14 protein-coding genes are annotated in these 18,636 nt (G+C 76.1%); 10 read left to right on the forward strand and 4 right to left on the reverse strand.

Going from position 1 to position 18,636, the window contains the following annotated elements:
* Positions 1-22: 22 nt before the first annotated feature.
* From MODMU_RS00280 to MODMU_RS00290, 3 genes are all read right to left on the reverse strand, one after another.
* Positions 23-880, reverse strand: coding sequence for a 3-hydroxyacyl-CoA dehydrogenase family protein (locus MODMU_RS00280; RefSeq protein ID WP_041794792.1), 858 nt, complete (start codon positions 878-880; stop codon positions 23-25).
* Positions 881-989: 109 nt separating this feature from the next.
* Positions 990-3,515: a LuxR C-terminal-related transcriptional regulator gene (locus MODMU_RS00285; RefSeq protein ID WP_014738134.1), complete on the reverse strand. Its 2,526-nt coding sequence runs from the start codon at positions 3,513-3,515 to the stop codon at positions 990-992.
* Positions 3,512-5,386 carry an Hsp70 family protein gene (locus tag MODMU_RS00290; RefSeq protein WP_014738135.1) on the reverse strand — a complete coding sequence of 625 codons (1,875 nt, stop codon included), beginning with the start codon at positions 5,384-5,386 and terminating at the stop codon, positions 3,512-3,514. Before MODMU_RS00290 ends, MODMU_RS00285 begins: the two co-directional genes overlap by 4 nt.
* Before the next feature lie 271 nt (positions 5,387-5,657).
* Here MODMU_RS00290 and MODMU_RS26595 point away from each other — a divergent pair, with 271 nt between their 5' ends.
* The 3 genes from MODMU_RS26595 to MODMU_RS00305 all read left to right on the forward strand — a co-directional run bounded on the left by MODMU_RS26595 (position 5,658) and on the right by MODMU_RS00305 (position 10,328).
* A complete protein-coding gene (locus tag MODMU_RS26595) occupies positions 5,658-6,809 on the forward strand; it encodes an IniB N-terminal domain-containing protein (RefSeq protein ID WP_014738136.1) in 1,152 nt (383 codons plus the stop codon).
* 157 nt (positions 6,810-6,966) lie between these two features.
* A complete protein-coding gene (locus MODMU_RS00300; protein WP_430699186.1) occupies positions 6,967-8,814 on the forward strand; it encodes a dynamin family protein in 1,848 nt (615 codons plus the stop codon).
* Positions 8,811-10,328, forward strand: coding sequence for a dynamin family protein (locus tag MODMU_RS00305; RefSeq protein WP_014738138.1), 1,518 nt, complete (start codon positions 8,811-8,813; stop codon positions 10,326-10,328). Before MODMU_RS00300 ends, MODMU_RS00305 begins: the two co-directional genes overlap by 4 nt.
* Here MODMU_RS00305 and MODMU_RS00310 read toward each other — a convergent pair.
* Complete coding sequence (locus MODMU_RS00310) at positions 10,299-10,892, reverse strand: hypothetical protein (RefSeq protein WP_014738139.1); 594 nt, start codon at positions 10,890-10,892, stop codon at positions 10,299-10,301. The genes MODMU_RS00305 and MODMU_RS00310 overlap by 30 nt on opposite strands.
* A 161-nt stretch (positions 10,893-11,053) precedes the next feature.
* Between MODMU_RS00310 and MODMU_RS00315 the strand changes: the two genes are divergently transcribed.
* From MODMU_RS00315 to efeB, 7 genes are all read left to right on the forward strand, one after another.
* Positions 11,054-11,953 (forward strand): DUF4394 domain-containing protein, encoded by a 900-nt coding sequence (locus MODMU_RS00315; RefSeq protein WP_014738140.1) that lies wholly within the window; start codon positions 11,054-11,056, stop codon positions 11,951-11,953.
* A gap of 95 nt (positions 11,954-12,048) precedes the next feature.
* Positions 12,049-12,456, forward strand: a complete 408-nt coding sequence (locus tag MODMU_RS00320) for a PaaI family thioesterase (RefSeq protein WP_014738141.1) — start codon at positions 12,049-12,051, stop codon at positions 12,454-12,456.
* A gap of 89 nt (positions 12,457-12,545) precedes the next feature.
* Positions 12,546-13,514, forward strand: a complete 969-nt coding sequence (locus MODMU_RS00325) for a cyclase family protein (RefSeq protein WP_014738142.1) — start codon at positions 12,546-12,548, stop codon at positions 13,512-13,514.
* A gap of 7 nt (positions 13,515-13,521) precedes the next feature.
* Positions 13,522-15,168 (forward strand): AMP-binding protein, encoded by a 1,647-nt coding sequence (locus MODMU_RS00330; RefSeq protein ID WP_014738143.1) that lies wholly within the window; start codon positions 13,522-13,524, stop codon positions 15,166-15,168.
* A gap of 101 nt (positions 15,169-15,269) precedes the next feature.
* Entirely contained in the window at positions 15,270-16,163 is an 894-nt protein-coding gene (efeU, locus tag MODMU_RS00335) for an iron uptake transporter permease EfeU (protein WP_014738144.1), read from the forward strand.
* Positions 16,138-17,310 carry an iron uptake system protein EfeO gene (gene efeO, locus MODMU_RS00340; protein ID WP_041794794.1) on the forward strand — a complete coding sequence of 391 codons (1,173 nt, stop codon included), beginning with the start codon at positions 16,138-16,140 and terminating at the stop codon, positions 17,308-17,310. Before efeU ends, efeO begins: the two co-directional genes overlap by 26 nt.
* Before the next feature lie 13 nt (positions 17,311-17,323).
* Positions 17,324-18,601, forward strand: a complete 1,278-nt coding sequence (efeB, locus tag MODMU_RS00345; protein WP_014738146.1) for an iron uptake transporter deferrochelatase/peroxidase subunit — start codon at positions 17,324-17,326, stop codon at positions 18,599-18,601.
* The last annotated feature ends 35 nt before the right edge of the window (positions 18,602-18,636 follow it).

An 18,636-nucleotide genomic window follows, 5' to 3' on the forward strand; every position in this document is an offset into this window, starting at 1 on the left:
TCTCCGCGCCGTGCCACTCCGCTCAGGGGTAGTCGTGGAAGCCGCGGCCGGTCTTGCGGCCCAGCTCGCCGGCCGCCACCTTGTCCCGCAGCAGCTGGGGTGGGGTGAACCGCTCGCCGAGCGTCCCGGCCAGGTACTCCGCGATCGCCAGCCGCACGTCCAGGCCGACCAGGTCGGTGGAGCGCAGCGGGCCCATCGGGTGCCGGTAGCCCAGCTCCATCGCGGTGTCGATCGCCTCGGCGTCGGCGACGCCCTCCTCGAGCATCCGGATCGCCTCCAGCCCGAGCAGGACGCCGAGCCGGGAGGAGGCGAAGCCGGGGGAGTCCTTGACGACGACGTCGGTCTTGCCCAGCGCCCGCACCCAGCCGCGCGCCGCCAGGACGACGTCGTCGGCGGTCTCCGGGGCGACGACCACCTCGACCAGCTTCGACGCCGGCACCGGGTTGAAGAAGTGCAGGCCGAGGAAGCGGGCGGGCCGCTGCAGCGCGGCGGCGAGCTCGGTGACCGACAGCGAGGAGGTGTTGGTCGCCAGCACCGCGTCCGGGCCCAGCGCGGACTCCGCCGCGGTGAGCACGGCGACCTTCAGGTCGGCCCGCTCCGGGACGGCCTCCACGACCAGCCCGGTGCCGGGGGAGAGCTCGGCGGCCCGGTCGACCAGGGACAGCCGGGCGAAGGTGCCGCCGACGTCGTCGCCGGCGAGCTTCCCGCGGCGGGCGGACTCCTCCAGCCCGTCGGCGATCCGGCCGCGGGCGGCGTCGGCCGCCTCGTCGCCGGCCTCGACGACCTCGACCCGGGCGCCGGCCAGCAGGAACGCCTGGGCGATCCCGGAGCCCATCCGGCCGCCGCCGATCACGCCCACCTGGTCCGGGACGCCGCTCATCGCCACCGTCTCCTCGGTCCGGCCGCGCGCCGCCGTGCTCCGTTGCCGGCAATGGTCATCGCGGACGCCGCTCATCATGCCCAGCCGCCGGTGCGGGGACCGCGCGGGGTCAGCCGCCGTCGGCCAGCTCCGCGCGCAGCCGGGCCAGCAGCTCCGAGCGGGTGCCGGCGCCCAGCCGGTGCCGCATCCGGGACACGTGGTGCTCCACGGTCTTGGCCGAGATGTAGAGCCGGCTGCCGATCTCCCGGTAGGTCAGCCCGGCCACCACCAGCTCGGCGACCTCGCGCTCCCGCTGGCTGATCCCCGTGCGGCCGGGCGCCGGCGTCCCCGCGGGGGCGGGCGCGGCCGGTGCCGGGGCCGCGTCGTCACCGGCGGCCAGGGCGCGGGCGCAGTGCAGCAGGTCGGTGCGGTCCCGGGCCTCGACGGCGCGCACCGCGGCCTGGCCCGCCAGTCGCGAGCCGTCCCAGGCCAGGCCGACCGCGGCCAGGCCGTGCGCGGCGGCCACGGCCGCGGCGGCGTCCACCTCGCCGGCGAGCAGCCGGAGCCAGCAGCGGCCGGCCGCCGCCACCGTCGCCGCGTAGTGGCTGGTGCGGGCGGCGGCGACCAGCGCGGTCGCGTGCGGCGCCAGCGCCGCCGGCTGGTCGGCCAGGATGGCCGCCTGGACGCCGGACCAGTGCAGCGCCGCGGCCCACACCGGGGGCTCGCCCAGCCGGTGCAGCAGCGCGCGGGCCTCCGCCAGGTGCGGGTCCAGCCGGTCGCCGTCGGCCAGCCGTTGCGCGGCGACGAGCAGCTCACCCAGCGGCAGCAGGGTGAACAGGTCGATGGGGTGCCGCAGCAGGGCCTGCCGGGCGCTCTCCCAGGTGGCGGCCAGCCCGGCCTCGTCGCTGTCCCGGCGGGCCAGCCCGACCTCCAGGGCGCGCAGGTACAGCTCGTCCCGCGGCTCGAGGCCGCCGGGGGACTCCCGCTGCGCGCGGGCCGCCCACTGCCGGGCGGCCGGCATCGCGCCGTGCAGCATCGCGGTCCACGCGCGCAGCAGCAGGTGCCGGGGGCGGCACGGCGGCCCGCCGACGTCCGCGGCGAGCGCCCGGTCCAGGACCTGCTCGGCCGCGGCCAGCTCACCGGTGTGCAGCGCGAGAAGGGCGGCCAGCGCCGCCGGGGTGTCCAGCAGCAGCGCCGTCCGGCCCACCGGCTCCAGCAGGGTGGCGGCCCGGGTGAGGGCGGCCAGCGCGGCGGCGACCTCGGTGCCCGAGGCGCCGGGGCGCACCGACTGCAGCACCCCCTCGGCCATCAGCCGCTCGCTGCCGGACAGCAGCGTCGGCGCCGACCCGCCGCTCGCGGCGAGCACGGCCGCGGCCTCCTCGGCCCGGCCCAGGCCGACCAGCGCCAGGGCGGTCGAGCCGGCCCGCCGGGGGCCGGCGAGCCGGTAGAGGTCCGCGCCGTGGGCGAGCATGCCGCGGCGGACCAGCACGGCGGCGGCGACGGCGGCAGCGGCCGCGCGCCCGGGTGCGGTGTCGTCGTCGAGCACCCGGTCCGCCTCCAGCAGCGCACCGTCGAGGTCGCCCACCAGCGCGGCGGCGGTGGCCCGCTCGGCGGCCAGGCTCCGCGCCGGAGCGCCGCAGACGGCGGCCTCGGCGAGCAGCTCGGCGGCCAGCTCCGGGCGCTCCCCGAGCGCGACGGCGCCCTGCTCGTGCAGCAGCGCGGCCGCGCGGGGGTCCCGCACCCGGTCGGCGGCCAGTGCGCGGGCGACCGGGAGGGCGTCCTCGCCGCGGTCCAGCAGCGACCCGACCAGCCGGCGCCGGGTGCTGCGGGTGACGTCGGCCGGGGTCGCGGCCAGCAGCGCGTCGCGGACGACCGGCACGACGGCCCCCGTGCCGAGCAGCAGGCCGCCGGCCCGGGCGGCGGCGACGAGGCCCGCCACCTCCCGCGGCGGGACGTCGAGCACGTCGGTGAGCACCTCGGCGTCCAGCGGCGCGCCGGCGGCCAGCGCGTGCAGCAGGGCCCGCTCGTCGTCGGCCAGGGCGGCCAGGTCGGCGTGCACCCGGTCGACGACCTCGCCGGGCACGACCGGCCGGCCGGTGCGGCCGGCGAGGGCCCGGAGCAGGTGGTCGACCAGCGTGGGCAGCCCGCCGGTCTGGCGGACGACGAAGGAGACCAGCTCGTCGGTGGCGTCGGGCCCGAGCTCCGCGACGGCCCAGCGGCGGACCTCGTCGGGCGCCAGGTGGCCGAGCACCACCAGCTGCCGGTCGGCGCCCAGGTCGCCGACCAGCGCGGTGAGCTCGGGCGGGTGCGGCCAGGGGCGGTAGGCCAGCACCACCCGCGCGCGGCGGGAGCGGACCAGCTCGCGGAGCTGCCGGCACGCGTCCGGGGTCAGCCGCTGCCCGTCGTCGACCAGGACGGCGACCTCGGCCTGCTCCGCCGCCGCGGAGGCGACGTCGGCCACCGGCAGGCCGGCGGCGCGGAAGCCGGCGGCGAGCTCGGCCAGCAGCAGCGACTTGCCGGTGCCGCCGGGGCCCTGCACCGCGACCGCGGCCGGTGCGCCGCCGTCGTCGGGGCGCAGCAGCCGGGCGGCCACAGCGCGCAGCGCACCCGTCCACGCCGGGCCTACCGGTGGTGCGGCGGCGAGGTCGACGCTCACGCCGTCGTCCCCGGGGCCGCGCCGGACGGCGGCTCACTGGCCGCCGGGGTCCCGCTCTCCGCCGGGGTCGTCTCCACCGCCGGGGTTGTGGGCACCGGCGGTGCGGAGGTCTCCGGGGTCGGTGGCGGGGTCGACTCCACGACCGGTGGCGCGCTGGTCTGCGTCGCCGGCGGCGTGGTGACCACCGGCGGGGGCGGGCTCGCGGTGGTCGGCGCCGGGGCCGTGCTGGTCGGCGTGGACGGGCGCGGGGAGGCGGTCGCGGCACCGGTGCCCGGCGGGCTCCCTGCGCCGGGACCGGTGGGGACCTCGGCCACGGACGCCGTGCCGGGCTGGACGGCGGCGGCGGCTGCCCCGGACGTCGTGGCGGCGGCGGACCCGCTGCCGGTCGCCGCTGCCGACCCGGCCGGCCGGCCGGCCGACGCGGTCCCGGACGACGACGTCCTCGGTGCCCGGGAGGCGGTGGTGCTCTGCGGGCGGTCCGCCGCCGCGGGGGACAGGGCGTCGGGCGACCCCGGGGCGCGGTCGACGGCGGGCGCGCCGAGGTCGTCGGGTGGCTGGGCGGCCGCGGCGGCCGGACCGGTCGACGGCTGCGCCGGGCCCCCGGTCCACCCGGCGGCGAGCAGGGCGGTGAGGCCGACGACGAGGGCGAGGGAGGCCCCCAGCACGACCAGCAGGCGCTGGCCGACCCGGTGCCCGCCCGGACGGCGGGTGCCGGCCGGCACCGGTGGGCGCAGCCCGCCCCGGGGGCGCGGCGGCCGGCCCAGCGCCAGAGCGGCGGTCGGCCCGGGCTCGGCCTCCTCGGCCAGCACCCGGTCCATCGCCAGCTCGGCCGCGCCCAGCGCTGCGGTGAGCGCCGGCTCGTCGTCGACCACGACCGGCCGGCCCAGCTCGGCCGAGAGCGTCTCGGCGACCAGCGGCACCGCCGCCGTGCCGCCGGCCAGCACCACGGCGGCGAGGTCGGCCACCTCCAGCCCGGCCGCGGCGACCGCCTCCCGGACGGTGCCGACCGACGCCTGCACCGACCCGGCGATCAGCTCGTCGAGGTCCTCGCGGACCAGCCGGAGGGAGAGCGGCCCACCCGGCGACCGGACCTCGAGGCGGGTGTCGGTGTCGCGGGAGAGCTGCTCCTTGGCGGCCACGCAGTTCTGCCGGAACTCGACGGGCGGGCCGACCGCGGCGACGGTGTCGCCGGCCACCTCGCTGGACAGGCAGCTGCGGACCAGGTCGACGACCGCGTCGTCGAGGTCCCGGCCGCCCCAGGGCAGCGGGGCCAGCGGCGCGCCGAGGGTCTCGATGGTGTCGGCGGCGGTGGTGCGGACCACGGCGGTGTCCAGCGTGCTCGCCCCGAGGTCGTACACGGCGAGGGTGGCGTCGGCCGGCAGCCCGTCGCTGCCGCGGTGGTGGCGGGTGATGGTGACGGCGCTGGACTCCAGAGAGAAGCGCTCCAGCCCGGCGTCGCGCAGCGCGTCGGAGAGCAGCTCGCGGCGGTGCCCGCCCCAGGTGGGCGGGACGGTGAGCACCGTCCAGGCCGGCGGGCGCCCCTCCTGCGCGAGCGCCTGCTCGGCGGCCCCGGCGGCGAGCGCGGCCACCACGTCCGCCGGCTGCACGGGCTGGGAGTCGAGGTAGATGGGCGCGGGCGCGCCGACCTGCCGCAGGGCGTGACCGGCGCAGTGGCCGGGCACCGGGAACGGGCCGTCGTCGGGGTGCAGGTGACCGTCCGGGCCGAGCACGGCGACCGCCGGGCGGGCCGCGGTCGTCGGGCCCAGCTGCAGCGGCCGGGCCCGCCGGTCGTCGGGTGCGCACCGGCACACCGCGGCGGTCACCGTCTCGTCGCCGACGTCGACGCCGAGTGTGTAGCTGCCCTCGCGCATGGTCCCCCCACGCCCCCGACCGGGCCACGCCGCCCGCCGCACTCAACGTAACGGGACGGCCCCGTTCTCGGTAACTGGTGGGGCGAGTGGGACGGAGGGACACGGGATCGGCGCCGACACCCCGCATCCCCTAACGCTGCGTCAGCACCCGCACCCCCAACGGGGGTCACCAGGGAGGGGGTCACGCCCCGATCCGCTCGGCGGCCGGCGCCCCGAGACTCGGTCCCAGCAGCCGGACGACGGCGTCCGACCCGGATCCAGGAGCGACACCATGACCAACCTCGCCAGCTCGCTGCTCGACTTCATCCTCGACCTGCTGCGCGACCCGACCACGGCCGCGGAGTTCCAGGCCGACCCCGAGCAGGCCCTCGCCGACGCCGGGCTGGCCGACGTCTGCCCCGCCGACGTGCACGCGGTCATGCCGATGCTGGCCGACTTCGCCCCGGTGGGCGTCGGCGCGGCCGGGCTGGCCCACGCGGCGGCGCCGGCCGGGCACGCGGCGCACACCCCGTCCGGGGTCTCCGACGCGACCGCACCTGCGCACCCGCAGGTCGACCCCGACGGGTCCACCGACCCCCGGCCCTCGGCCGAGGCCCCGGCGGTGGAGCAGCTCCGCTACATCCAGAACACCTACACGTACACGTCGACGACCACGATCGACGCCTCGCACAGCGTCTGGGCCGGCGAGGACGTCTACCAGGTGTTCGGCGAGGACGTGGTGCTCGCGACCGGTGGCAGCGTGGCCGCCGGTGACGACGTCGACCGGGTCGCGGTGGACAACAGCACCGACAACAGCGTGGACGTCGACGGCTCGTTCAACACGGACGGCTCGTACAACAACGAGGACTCCGGCAACACCGACATCGACGTGGAGAACTCCGGCAACACCGTGCGCGGCGACGGCAACGCCGTCGGCGAGGGCAACGCGGTGGACAACAGCGACAACTCCGACAACAGCGACCACTCGGTCGAGGTCACCGACTCGCTCAACGGCAACGCGGTCGCCGGTGGCGACGCGGTGTCCGGCGACGGCAACGTCGTCGGCGACGGCAACACGGTGGGCAACGAGACCGACAACTCCACCGACCTCGACGTCGACGTCACCGACTCGTTCAACGACAACTCGGACAACTCCGACAACTCGGTGAACGACTCGCTGAACGACAACTCCGACAACAGCGACAACTCGGTCAACGACTCCTACGACGACGAGTCGGTCGACGTGGACGTGGCGGTGACCGACTCCTTCGACGACGAGTCGGACAACTCGGTGAACGACTCGCTCAACGACAACTCGACGGACAACTCGACCGACACCTCGGTGACCGACAGCTTCGACGACGCCTTCTCGGACAACTACAGCGACAACGTCGTCGCGGTGGACGACTCGGCCGCGGCCGACGACGTGCACGTGGACGCCTGACCCGGAGAGCCCCGTCCCGGCGTCGGCGTCCCCGCCGCCGGGACGGACCGGCCGGTGCCCGGTCCCGCCGCCCCCCCCCCCCCCCCCCGGGGGTGTGCGCGGCCGGGCACTCGGCCGTCCGGACGTGGCACCGTGCACCTGCGGACGGACCGGAGGGATGGGCGTGGCGACACCGATCGAGCTGCTGGACGGCGTGCTGGCCGTGGCGACGGCGAGCGACCGGCCGGACCTGGCGCGCCGGCTGGCCACCGCCCGCGCGCGGCACGAGAGCCCCACGGTGCGGGTGCTCGTCGTCGGAGAACCGGGGCAGGGCAAGAGCACGCTGGTGAACGCGCTGGTCGGTGCCCCGGTCTGCGCGGTGGGCCCGGCCGCGCCGACCCGGGTGCCGACCGTCGTCCGCGCCGCGGAGACGGCGGGGGCGGTGCTGGTGCACGCCGAGCCGACCGACGGCGCCGACCCGGCGGAGGCCCCCGTCCGGCGGGTGCCCGTCGACCCGGCGTCGCTGCCGGCGGAGCTCGCCGCGGCCACGGCGGCGAGCGGGCCCGGCGGCACCCTGCTGCGGGCCGAGGTCGGGCTGCCGCGGCGGCTGCTGGCGGGCGGGCTGGAGATCGTGGACACCGCCGGCGTCGGCGGGGTCGGCACCGGGTCAGACCTGGCCACCGTCGAGCTGCTGCCGAGCGCGGACGCGGTGCTGCTGGTCTCCGACGCCTCGCAGGAGTTCACCGCACCCGAGATGACCTTCCTCCGCCAGGCGGTGGCGCTGTGCCCGACCGTGGTCTGCGTGCTGACCAAGGTCGACGTCTGCCCGGAGTGGCGGCAGATCGCCGAGCTGGACCGGGGGCACCTGGCCGCGCAGCAGCTCACCGCGCCGGTGCTGCCGGTCTCCGCGCGGCTGGAGGTGCTCGCCGTCCAGCTGCGGGACAAGGAGCTGCACGAGGAGTCCGGCGTCGGCGTGCTCGCCGCGCACCTGCGGCGGGAGGTCGTCGGGCGGGCCGAGCGGCTGGCCCGCGAGCAGGTGGTGCACGACCTGCGGTCGGTGTCGGAGCAGCTGCAGGCCGGTCTGCGGGGCGAGCTGGCGGCGCTGCAGGACCCGGCGGTCGCCGAGCAGGTCGTGGCCGACCTCGAGCGCGCCCGGGAGGAGGTGGAGGACCTGCGCCGGCGGTCCTCGCGCTGGCAGCAGGTGCTCGCCGACGGGGTGACCGACCTGATGGCCGACATCGACTACGACCTGCGCGACCGCACCCGGGCGGTGGTCCGGGAGGCGGAGGAGGCGATCGACGCCCACGACCCCGGGCAGCTGTGGGACGACTTCGCCGACTGGCTGGACCAGCGGGTCGCCGCCGCGGTCGCCGACAGCTTCGTCTGGGCGACCCAGCGGTCGGAGTACCTGGCCGTGGAGGTCGTCGAGCAGTTCACCCGGGACGGCGGTGCGGTGCTCCCCGACGTGCAGGTCGGCACCGGCGAGGAGGCGCTCGGGGTCCTGGTCGAGCTCGCCGACATCGACCGGGGCCGGCTCACCGTCGCCCAGCGGGTGCTGATCGGGATGCGCGGCTCCTACAGCGGCGTGCTGATGACCGGCCTGGTGACCAGCCTCGCCGGGCTGGCCCTGATCAACCCGATCTCCCTCGGCGTCGGCCTGGTGATCGGCAGCAAGGCCTACCGGGACGACCGGGCCAACCGCCGCCAGCGCCGGCAGACCGAGGCCAAGGCCGCCGTCCGCCGGCACCTGGACGAGGTGGTGTTCCACGTGGGCAAGCAGCTGCGGGACCGGCTGCGGCAGGTGCAGCGGACGCTGCGCGACCTGATCACCGACACCGTCGACGAGACGTCCCGGGCGCTCACCGAGTCGCTGCGGGTCGCGCAGCGGTCGGCGAAGACCGCGTCGGCCGACCGCGGCGCCCGGGTCAAGGAGCTGCAGCGCCGGCTGGTCGAGGTGCAGCGGCTGGCCCGGGAGGTCGAGCGGCTCGCCACCCCGGCCCCGGCCGACCCCGCGGTGGCCCGGTGACGGCGCCGGCCGCGCCCGGGCGGGGGCTGGCCGCCGCCGTCCGGGGGCTGCTCGCCGAGGCCGCCGAGGTCCACCGCGACCACCCGGCCGCCGCCGCCCGGGTGCGGGCGCTGCAGGACCGGCTGGACGAGCCGCTGCGGGTCGCCCTGGCCGGTCGGGTCAAGGCCGGCAAGTCCACGCTGCTCAACGCGCTGGTGGGGGAGCGGATCGCGCCCACCGACGCGGGCGAGTGCACCCGGGTGGTCACCTGGTACCGGCAGGGGCCGGTGCCGCGGGTGGAGCTGCACGCCCTCGACGGTTCCCGTCGCCCGCTGCCGGTCCGGCGGGTCCGCGGCGAGCTGCGGCTGGAGCTGGCCGAGGCCGCGGCCGAGCAGGTGGAGCGGCTGGTGGTCGACTGGCCGACGGCGGGGCTGGCCGCCGCGACGCTCATCGACACCCCGGGCATCTCCTCGCTGTCGGTCGAGGCCAGCGCCCGCACGCAGGCCTTCCTGGACGCCGGCGACCAGCTCTCCGGCGCCGACGCGGTCGTCTTCCTCACCCGGCAGTTCCAGCCGGCCGACCTCGCCTTCCTCGCTGCCGTGCAGCGCGCCTGCGGCGGCCTGCCGACGACGACCCTGTCGGTCCTCTCCCGCGCCGACGACACCGGTGGCGGCCAGCTCGACGCCCTGCTCACCGCCGAGGCGCTGGCCCGGCGCACCGCGGAGCTGCCGGCGGTGCGGGCGCTGTGCTCCACCGTGCTGCCGGTGGCCGGGCTGATGGCGCTGGGCGGCCGGACGCTGCGGCACGCCGACTTCGTCGCCTTCCGCACCCTGGCCCTGGCCGACCGGGCCGCGGTGGAGTCGGTGCTGCTGACCGCCGACCGGTTCCGCCGGCCGGAGGCGCCGGTCGACCTCCCCGCGGAGGTGCGCGCGGGGCTGGCCGAGCGGTTCGGGCTGTTCGGCGTCCGGATGGCGGTGGCGCTGCTGCGGACCGGGGTCACCGACGCCCCGACGCTCGCCGAGGAGCTGGTCGCGCGCAGCGGGCTGGCCGAGCTGCAGCGGCTGGTCGCCGTCCAGTTCACCGCCCGCGGCGACCAGCTGAAGGCGACGACGGCGCTGCGGTTGCTGGAGCGGCTGCTGCGCGAGCAGCCGGTGCCCGGCGACGCCGTCCTGTGGCGGGGGCTGGACCGGGTGCGCAGCTCGTCGCTGGAGCTGCCGGAGCTGGAGCTGCTGTCCCGCACCCGGGCGCCGGACGGGCCGTTCCCCGCCGACACCCGGGAGGAGGCCGAGCGCCTGCTGGGCGCCACCGACCCCAGCCCGGCGGCCCGGCTGGGGCTGCCGCCGGACGCCTCGCCGGAGCAGCTGCGGGCCGCGGCCGGCCGCGCGGTGCGGCGCTGGCAGGAGCGGGCCGCCGACCCGCTGGCCCGGCGGGCGGCGGTGGACGCCGCCGAGCTGCTCGTGCAGGAGGCCGAGGCGCTGCTGGCCGCGCTGCCCGCCGACCCCGGGTCAGCGGTCGGGTCGCCCCCAGCCCCGTGACGCGGGCAGGGCCAGCAGCACCAGCGCGAGGACGACGAGCCCGCCCTGCACCAGCACCGCGCCGCGGTCGAGCTCGGGGCCGCCGGTCAGCAGGTCCTGGGCGAGGGCGTCGGCGGCCAGGGTGAGCAGGCCGAGGACGGCGAGCGCGCCGCGCCAGCCGGCCCGGTGCCGCAGGAACAGCACCAGGCAGCCCAGCGTCAGCACGACCAGCGCCGCGAGGGCGCCGAGCACCCCGGCGACGGTGGTGTCCGCCCCGGAGCGCAGCAGCTCCTCCGTCGCCGTCGGGTCGGCCGCGGCGCCGGTGGCCTCGAGCCGCTGACGGACCCCGGCCAGGTCGGCCGCGGCGGCCCCGAGCGCCAGCACGCCGGCCAGCAGGGACACCCCCCAGCACCACGCCGAGGCCCGCACCGCGGCCGGCGCCGGCGGCGCGGTGCGCGGCACCGGCGGCGGCACCGTGCTGGTCAGCGGCGGGCGGGGCGGCGGCCCGGGGCGGGGGAGGCGGACCGGTCCGTCCCGCGGCCCGCTCCGGTCGGGGCCCGGGACGGGGGGCTCGGCGGGCGGCATCGGCAGCTCCTGGACGGGCCGGGGGGAAGCGGGGCGCGGCCATCATCCCCGGCGTCGTGAACGCGGGCGGCCCGACCGCCGTACCCCTCGACAGCCGGGCCCTGAGCGCCCGGTGCTGGGCGGACGCACGCGCGCCCAGGACCCGCAGTCAGGAGACACCGATGTCCAGGACACGCACCCGCATCCTCGCCGGAGCCGCCGTGCTCGCCGCACTGACCGTCGCCGCCCCGGCGGTCTCGGCCGCCGCCGACGGGGGCTCCCGCGGCGGGCAGGCCGCGGAGGGCCGGCACTCGGGGGAGAGCCTGACGGCGGTCGGCCTGACCCCCGACGGCCGCTCGCTGGTCACCTTCGCCACCGACCGGCCCGAGCGGGCCCGGGGCCTCGGGCCGGTGCAGGGCCTGGCCGGCGACACCCGGCTCGTCGGCATCGACCACCGCCCGGCCACGGGCGTGCTCTACGGCGTCGGCGACAAGGGTGGGGTCTACACGCTGACCGGGGCCAAGGCCACCAAGGTCAGCCAGCTCAGCACCGCGCTGACCGGCACCTCCTTCGGCGTGGACTTCAACCCCGTCGTCGACCGGCTGCGGATCGTCAGCGACTCCGGCCAGAACCTGCGGCACGACGTCACCGCGCAGGGCGGCACGATCGCCGACGGCACGCTCACCTACCCGGCAGCCCCGCCGGCGACCACGCCGACCACGGCGACCGGCGTCACCGGTGCCGCCTACACCAACAACGACGCCAGCACGGCCACCGCGACCACCCTGTTCGACATCGACACCGCACGCGACCAGGTCGTCATCCAGTCCCCGGCCAACGCGGGCCTGCTCGCCGCGACCGGCGCGCTGGGCGTGGACGCCACCGGGGACGCCGGCTTCGACGTCTACAGCCAGGTCCGCAAGGGCACCGCGGTGGAGCTGTTCCCGTACGCCTCGCTGAAGGTCGGCGACCGCTACGCGCTGTACGAGGTCTCGCTGCTCAGCGGCGCGGTCTCCCTCGAGGGCACCTTCCCCCGGGACCGCCAGGTCAGCGACCTCAGCTTCGCCCCCGGTCAGCTCTGACCCTGCCGGCCCGCCGCCCCCGCCGCGCCGTCGGCGGGGGCGGCACCGGCGCGCCTGGCACAGTCGGCCTCCCGCCGCCGACCCCAGGAGGGCCCGTGCCATCCCGCAACGCACGCGTCCAGGCCGTGCTGGACATCCCGCTGCACCGGTTCGTCGGGATGGAGCTGCTGGACCCGGCCGACCCTCCCGCGGGCATCTGGTTCCCGGTCGGCCCGGCCGCGCAGAACCAGGTGCGGCTGCTGCACGGGGGCGTGGTGACGGCGCTGCTCGACGTCGCCGGCTACCTCGCGCTCATGCCGCACCTGACCGACGACGAGCACGCCGTCACCCACGACCAGTCGGTGTCGCTGCTGCGCCCGGTGCCGGCCGACCGGCGGGTCGAGCTGCGCGGGACCGTGCTGCGCCGGGGTCGCGCGGTCGCCTTCCTGCGGGCCGACGCGACCGTCGAGGGCACCCTGGTGGCGACCGCGCAGCTGACCAAGACCGTCGTCCCGGCCGGCTGATCGGTCGTGATTGACACCACTGGGGCGGCGGGTGCAGGTTTCCCGGAGACCCCGGGCGACGTGGCCCGGGCCCGTGCCCCGGAGGCCTCGTGTCCGAGAACCCGACCACCCCGCCCGACCTCGTCGACCTGCTCGCCGACGCACCGTCGAACTGGGGGAAGTGGGGGGCGGACGACGAGGTCGGCGCGCTGAACTACCTGGGCCCGGAGCAGGTGCTCGCCGCCGTCCGGCTGGTCAGCTCGGGCAAGGTGTTCACCCTCCAGCGGCTGATCGGCGACCCGAAGGGCGACCCGGTCTGGCCCGGTCGCACCCCGGCCGAGCGCATCCAGGTGCTCGACGAGTCCAACTGGGACGAGGGCGGCAGCGGCCCGGCCTACCCCGGTGGCCTGCACTACGCCGACGACAAGATCGACGCCTACCTGCAGGGCTCCACGCAGTACGACGCGCTGGGCCACCTCTGGTACGGCGGCAAGATCTACAACGGCTTCGACGCGCGCACCACGGTCGGCGGCCTGGACAAGGCCAGCGTCCAGCCGATCGCCGAGCGCGGCATCGTCGGCCGGGCCGTGCTGCTGGACGTGGCCCGCTTCCGCGGCAAGCCGACCCTGGACAAGGGCGAGACGTTCACCCACGAGGACCTGCTGGCCTGCGCCCAGGCGCAGGGCGTGGAGATCCAGCCGCGGGACATCCTCGTCGTCCGGACGAACTTCCTGCAGCTGTTCCACGAGCAGGGGGAGTCGTTCTACGAGGGCTTCAACGAGCCCGGCCTGGTGTACAGCCCGGAGCTGGTCCGGTGGTTCCAGGACATGGAGATCCCCAACCTGGTCACCGACACCATCGCCAACGAGGTGACCGTCGACCCCAACAGCGGGGTCGCGCTGGTGCTGCACAGCGCGCTGATGCGCAACCTCGGCGTCACGCTCACCGAGATCGCCGACCTCGAGCGGCTGGCCGCCGACTGCGCCGAGGACGGCCGGTACGCCTTCCTCTACGTCGCCGCCCCGCTGAACATCGCGAAGGCCGCGGGCTCGCCGGTCAACCCCGTCGCCATCAAGTAGCCGACCGGTGAGCGCCTACGACGAACGGCCCTGGCTGGCGCTGTACGGCGACCAGCCGGCCGACTACGCGCTGGAGTTCGACGACGCCCTGTCGATGTTCCGGGCCGGGGTGGCCCGCGACCCGTCCGCGGTCGCGCTGCGGTACTTCGACGGCACGATCACCCGGGGCGAGCTCGACGAGCTCAGCGACGCCCTGGCCGCCGGGCTGCTGGCCTCCGGGTTCGCCGCCGGTGACCGGCTGGCGGTGTACCTGCAGAACGTGCCGCAGTTCGTGATCGCCATGGTCGCCACCTGGAAGGCCGGCGGCGTGATGGTGTCGATCAACCCGATGAGCCGGGAGCGGGAGCTCTCGTACCTGCTCAAGGACTCCGGGGCGACGGTGCTGGTGGCCCTGGAGGCGCTGCACGAGGAGATCGGGCGCTCCGTCGTCCCGGACACCGACGTGCGGCTGGTGCTCACCACCAGCGAGCTGGAGTTCCAGACCCGGCACGACGAGCGGTTGTTCGCCGGCACGACCCGGCAGCGCCCCGAGGGCACGTCCGACCTGGCCGAGTTCCTCGCCCAGCACCGCGGGGAGGTCCCGCCGCCGGTCGAGCTGGGCCTGGACGACGTCGCGTTCCTGACCTACACGTCCGGGACGACGGGGGTCCCGAAGGGCGCGATGAACACCCACCGCAACGTGGTCTTCACCGCCCAGGTGTACCGGGACTGGACCCACGCCGGCCGGGACGGCGCGATCCTCGGCATCGCCCCGCTGTTCCACATCACCGGGCTGATCGGGCACGTCGCGGTGAGCATGCTGGCCCCCGCGCCGCTGGTGCTGGCGTACCGGTTCGAGCCCGGTGTGGTGCTCGACGCGATGGTCGAGCACCGGCCGACGTTCACCATCGGGGCCATCACCGCGTTCACCGCGCTGCTCAACGCCCCGGGCTTCACCAAGGACCACTTCGCCTCGTTCAGCTCGGTGTACTCCGGCGGCGCGGCGATCTCCCCGACGGCGGAGAAGGCGTTCCTGGAGGCCACCGGCAAGCAGGTGCACAACGCCTACGGGCTGACCGAGACCACCTCGCCGATGACCGTCACGCCCTTCGGGGCCCCGTCGCCGGTGGACCCGACGTCGGGTGCGCTGTCGGTCGGGGTGCCCGCACCCAGCACGATCGTGCGGATCCAGGGCGAGGACGGCCAGGACCTGCCGTTGGGCGAGGTGGGGGAGATCGTCGCCGACGGGCCGCAGGTCGTCGCCGGCTACTGGGGCAAGCCCGAGGAGACCGCGGCGAACCTGCCCGGCGGTGCGCTCAAGAGCGGTGACGTCGGCTTCATGAACCCCGAGGGCTGGGTGTTCATCGTCGACCGCAAGAAGGACATGATCAACGCCTCGGGCTACAAGGTCTGGCCGCGCGAGGTCGAGGACGTGCTCGCCGAGCACCCCGCCGTCCGCGAGTCGGCGGTGGTGGGCGTGCCCGACGAGAAGCGCGGGGAGACCGTCAAGGCCTTCGTCAGCGTCAAGCCCGGCGCCACGGTCACCCCCGAGGAGCTCATCGCGCACTGCAAGGAGCGGATGGCGGCCTACAAGTACCCCCGCTCGGTGGTGCTGATCGACGAGCTGCCCAAGACGGTGACCGGGAAGATCCTGCGGAGGGAGCTGCGGGGGTGATCCACGGCACCCCCGTGTACGGAGGAGGGCAGGCTCACCTAAGGTGAGCCTGCCCTTCGTCGTCGGACGCAGGGATCCCCTGCTCGTCCGGAGGTGCAGCCGTGGGCCAGGTCTTCGCTGCCAGCTACCTGATCGGGCTGCGCGAGGGCCTCGAGATGGTCCTCATCGTCAGCGTGCTCGTCGCCTACCTGGTCAAGACCGGCCGGCGCCAGCACCTGGTGCCGGTGTGGGCCGGCGTCGGCGCCGCCGCGGCGCTGTCGATCGGCTTCGGCTGGGCGCTGAGCTACGTGTCCACCACGGTGCTCGGCGGGCCCGGCCAGGAGCTGTTCGACGCGATCACCTCCACCGTCGCGGTCGTCCTGGTCACCTGGATGGTGTTCTGGATGCGCCGCACCGCGCGCCGGCTCTCCGGCGAGCTGCGCGGCCGGCTGGACGGCGCCATCGGCCTGGGCGTCGGGGCGGTGGTCGGCATCGCCTTCCTCTCCGTGGCGCGTGAGGGCCTGGAGACGACGCTGCTGTTCTTCGCCTCCGCGCAGGGCGCGACCTCGTCGGCCCCGCTGCTGGGTCTGGCCGCGGGGATCCTGACCGCCGTCGTCCTGGGCGTCGGCCTCTACGCCGGCGCGATCCGGATCAACCTGTCCCGGTTCTTCATGGTCAGCGGCGCGCTGCTGGTGCTGGTCGCGGCGGGTGTCCTCAAGTACGCGGTGCACGACTACCAGGAGGCCGGCGTCCTCCCCGGGGCGACCACCTACGCCTTCGACGCGACCAGCTGGCTCGACCCCGGCAGCTGGTACGGCGCGCTGGCCTCCGGCCTGTTCAACATCACCCCCCAGCCCAGCGTGCTGGAGACGATCGCCTGGCTCGCCTACCTGGTGCCGGTGCTCGTGCTCTTCCTCCTCCCCGCCCGCAAGAAGCCGGCCGCCGGCAGCACGCCGCCGGCCCCCAACGTCGTCTCGGAGACCCCGCAGCATGAAGAAGCCCAAGCTCGTGCGTGAGCGCCTTCTCTCAGCCCGCCCCGCCGCCCTTGTCGGCCTCGCCGGGTTGACCGCGCTCACCCTGGCGGCCTGCGGCGGCGGCGACTCCTCCGCCGCGGGCTCCGACAGCGGCGCCGACGACATCGCGGTGGCCGCCACCGACGACGCGTGCGACGTGGCCAGCAGCGACCTCGAGGCCGGCGTCCACCAGTTCACCGTGACCAACACCGGCAGCAAGGTCACCGAGTTCTACGTCTACGCCGACGGCGACCGGGTGATGGGCGAGGTCGAGAACATCGCCCCCGGCGTCGCCCGGGAGCTGCGGGTCGAGCTGCCGGCCGGGGAGTACGAGACCGCCTGCAAGCCCGGCATGATCGGCGACGGCATCCGCACCGCGCTGACCGTCACCGGCGAGGCCGCCTCGCTGGACGAGGACGAGACGCTGGCCCAGGCCGGCACCGACTACCAGCGCTACGTGCAGAGCCAGACCGGCGCGCTGGTCGAGCAGACCACCGCGTTCACCGACGCGGTCAAGGCCGGCGACATCGAGGGCGCCAAGGCGCTGTACCCGGTGGCCCGCACCTACTGGGAGCGGATCGAGCCGGTCGCGGAGAGCTTCGGCGACCTCGACCCGATCATCGACGGCCGGGAGGGCGACCAGGCCGAGGGCGAGGACTTCACCGGGTTCCACCGGATCGAGCAGGCGCTCTGGGAGACCGGCGACGTCTCCGACATGGGCCCCTACGCCGACGACCTGCTCGCCAACGTGCAGGAGGTCGCCACCCAGGCCAACGACGTGACGCTGGACCCGCTGCAGCTGTCCAACGGCGCCAAGGCGCTGCTCGACGAGATCGCCACCGGGAAGATCACCGGCGAGGAGGAGCGGTACTCGCACACCGACCTCTGGGACTTCGCCGCGAACCTGGAGGGCTCGGAGGCCGCCGTCCAAGCACTGCGTCCGTACCTGCAGGAGGCGGATCCCGACCTGGTCGCGACGATCGACGAGCGATTCGCAGCCACCACTGCAGAGCTGGAACAGTACCGGGCCGGCGACGGTTGGCAGTCCTACGACCAGCTGAGCACCGAGCAGCTGCGCGGCCTGAGTGACAGCATCACCGCGCTGACCGAGTCGGTCAGCCAGGTGGCCTCGGTCGTCGCAGGGAAGTGAGCCTGGAACCCTGATGAGCAGCAACGGCCTGTCGCGGCGCCGCTTCTTCGGCCTCGCCGGTGCCGGCACCGCCGGCGTCCTCGCCGCCGGTGCGGCCGGCGGGGTCATCGGGCGCGCCACCGCGGAGGAACCGGCTCCCAGCGCCGCGGCGGCGGCCACCGACGCCGTCCCGTTCACCGGGGCTCACCAGGCCGGGATCGTCACCCCGGCGCAGGACCGGCTGCACTTCGTCGCCTTCGACGTCATCACCGACGACCGCGCCGAGCTGGTGGAGGTGCTCCAGGCCTGGACGGCGGCCGCCCGCCGGATGACCGCCGGGCAGGACGCCGGCGAGGTCGGCGCGGTCGAGGGCGGGCAGTACGACGTCCCGGACGACACCGGGGAGGCCCTCGGGCTGCCGGCCAGCGGCCTGACCCTCACCGTCGGCTTCGGCCCGACGCTGTTCGAGACCGCCGACGGCGTCGACCGGTTCGGCCTGGCCGCCCGCCGCCCCGCGCCGCTGGCCGAGCTGCCCGGCTTCCCGGGTGACGCGATCGACCCGGCGATCAGCGGCGGCGACCTGTGCGTGCAGGCCTGCGCCAACGACCCGCAGGTCGCGGTGCACGCCGTGCGCAACCTGGTCCGGCTCGGCGCCGGGGTGCTCAGCGTCCGCTGGTCCCAGCTGGGCTTCGGCCGGACGTCGTCCACCTCCAGCGCGCAGGCCACCCCGCGCAACCTCTTCGGCTTCAAGGACGGCACCGACAACCTCAAGGCCGAGGCGCCGAAGGCGCTCGACCAGTTCGTCTGGGTGGCCGACGGCGACCCGGGGGCGGACTGGCTGGCCGGTGGCTCCTATGTCGTCACCCGGCGGATCCGGATGCGGATCGAGCCCTGGGACACCTCCACGCTCGCCGAGCAGGAGGCGACCATCGGCCGCACCAAGAAGGCCGGCGCACCGCTGGGGCAGCGCAGCGAGTTCGACCCGGTCGACTTCACCACGCAGGTCGACGGCGAGTTCGCCGTCCCGGAGACCTCGCACGTGTTCCTCGCGCACCCGACCAACTCCGGGACGGCGATCCTGCGGCGCGGCTACAGCTTCGTCGACGGGTCCGACGGGCTGGGCCGGCTGGACGCCGGGCTGTTCTTCATCGCCTACCAGCGCGACCCGGAGACCGGGTTCGTGCAGGTGCAGAAGAACCTGCGGCTGGACGCGATGAACGAGTACATCCAGCACACGTCCTCGGCGGTGTTCGCCTGCCCGCCCGGGGTCATGTCCGACGACGACTGGTGGGGCCGCGCGCTGTTCAGCTGACTGGACGGCGGGGCCCGGGGTGGCCAGGCTGCTCC

The sequence above is a fragment of the Modestobacter italicus genome (genome assembly GCF_000306785.1).
GTDB lineage: Bacteria > Actinomycetota > Actinomycetes > Mycobacteriales > Geodermatophilaceae > Modestobacter > Modestobacter italicus.

What these genes read in the sequence shown, in the direction of transcription:
- MODMU_RS00280 (WP_041794792.1), bottom strand. Translation starts at nt 880, where the DNA reads ATGAGCGGCGTCCCGGACCAGGTGGGCGTGATCGGCGGCGGCCGGATG.
- MODMU_RS00290 (WP_014738135.1), bottom strand. Translation starts at nt 5,386, where the DNA reads ATGCGCGAGGGCAGCTACACACTCGGCGTCGACGTCGGCGACGAGACG.
- MODMU_RS26595 (WP_014738136.1), top strand. Translation starts at nt 5,658, where the DNA reads ATGACCAACCTCGCCAGCTCGCTGCTCGACTTCATCCTCGACCTGCTG.
- MODMU_RS00300 (WP_430699186.1), top strand. Translation starts at nt 6,967, where the DNA reads ATGGGCGTGGCGACACCGATCGAGCTGCTGGACGGCGTGCTGGCCGTG.
- MODMU_RS00310 (WP_014738139.1), bottom strand. Translation starts at nt 10,892, where the DNA reads ATGCCGCCCGCCGAGCCCCCCGTCCCGGGCCCCGACCGGAGCGGGCCG.
- MODMU_RS00315 (WP_014738140.1), top strand. Translation starts at nt 11,054, where the DNA reads ATGTCCAGGACACGCACCCGCATCCTCGCCGGAGCCGCCGTGCTCGCC.
- efeO (WP_041794794.1), top strand. Translation starts at nt 16,138, where the DNA reads ATGAAGAAGCCCAAGCTCGTGCGTGAGCGCCTTCTCTCAGCCCGCCCC.
- efeB (WP_014738146.1), top strand. Translation starts at nt 17,324, where the DNA reads ATGAGCAGCAACGGCCTGTCGCGGCGCCGCTTCTTCGGCCTCGCCGGT.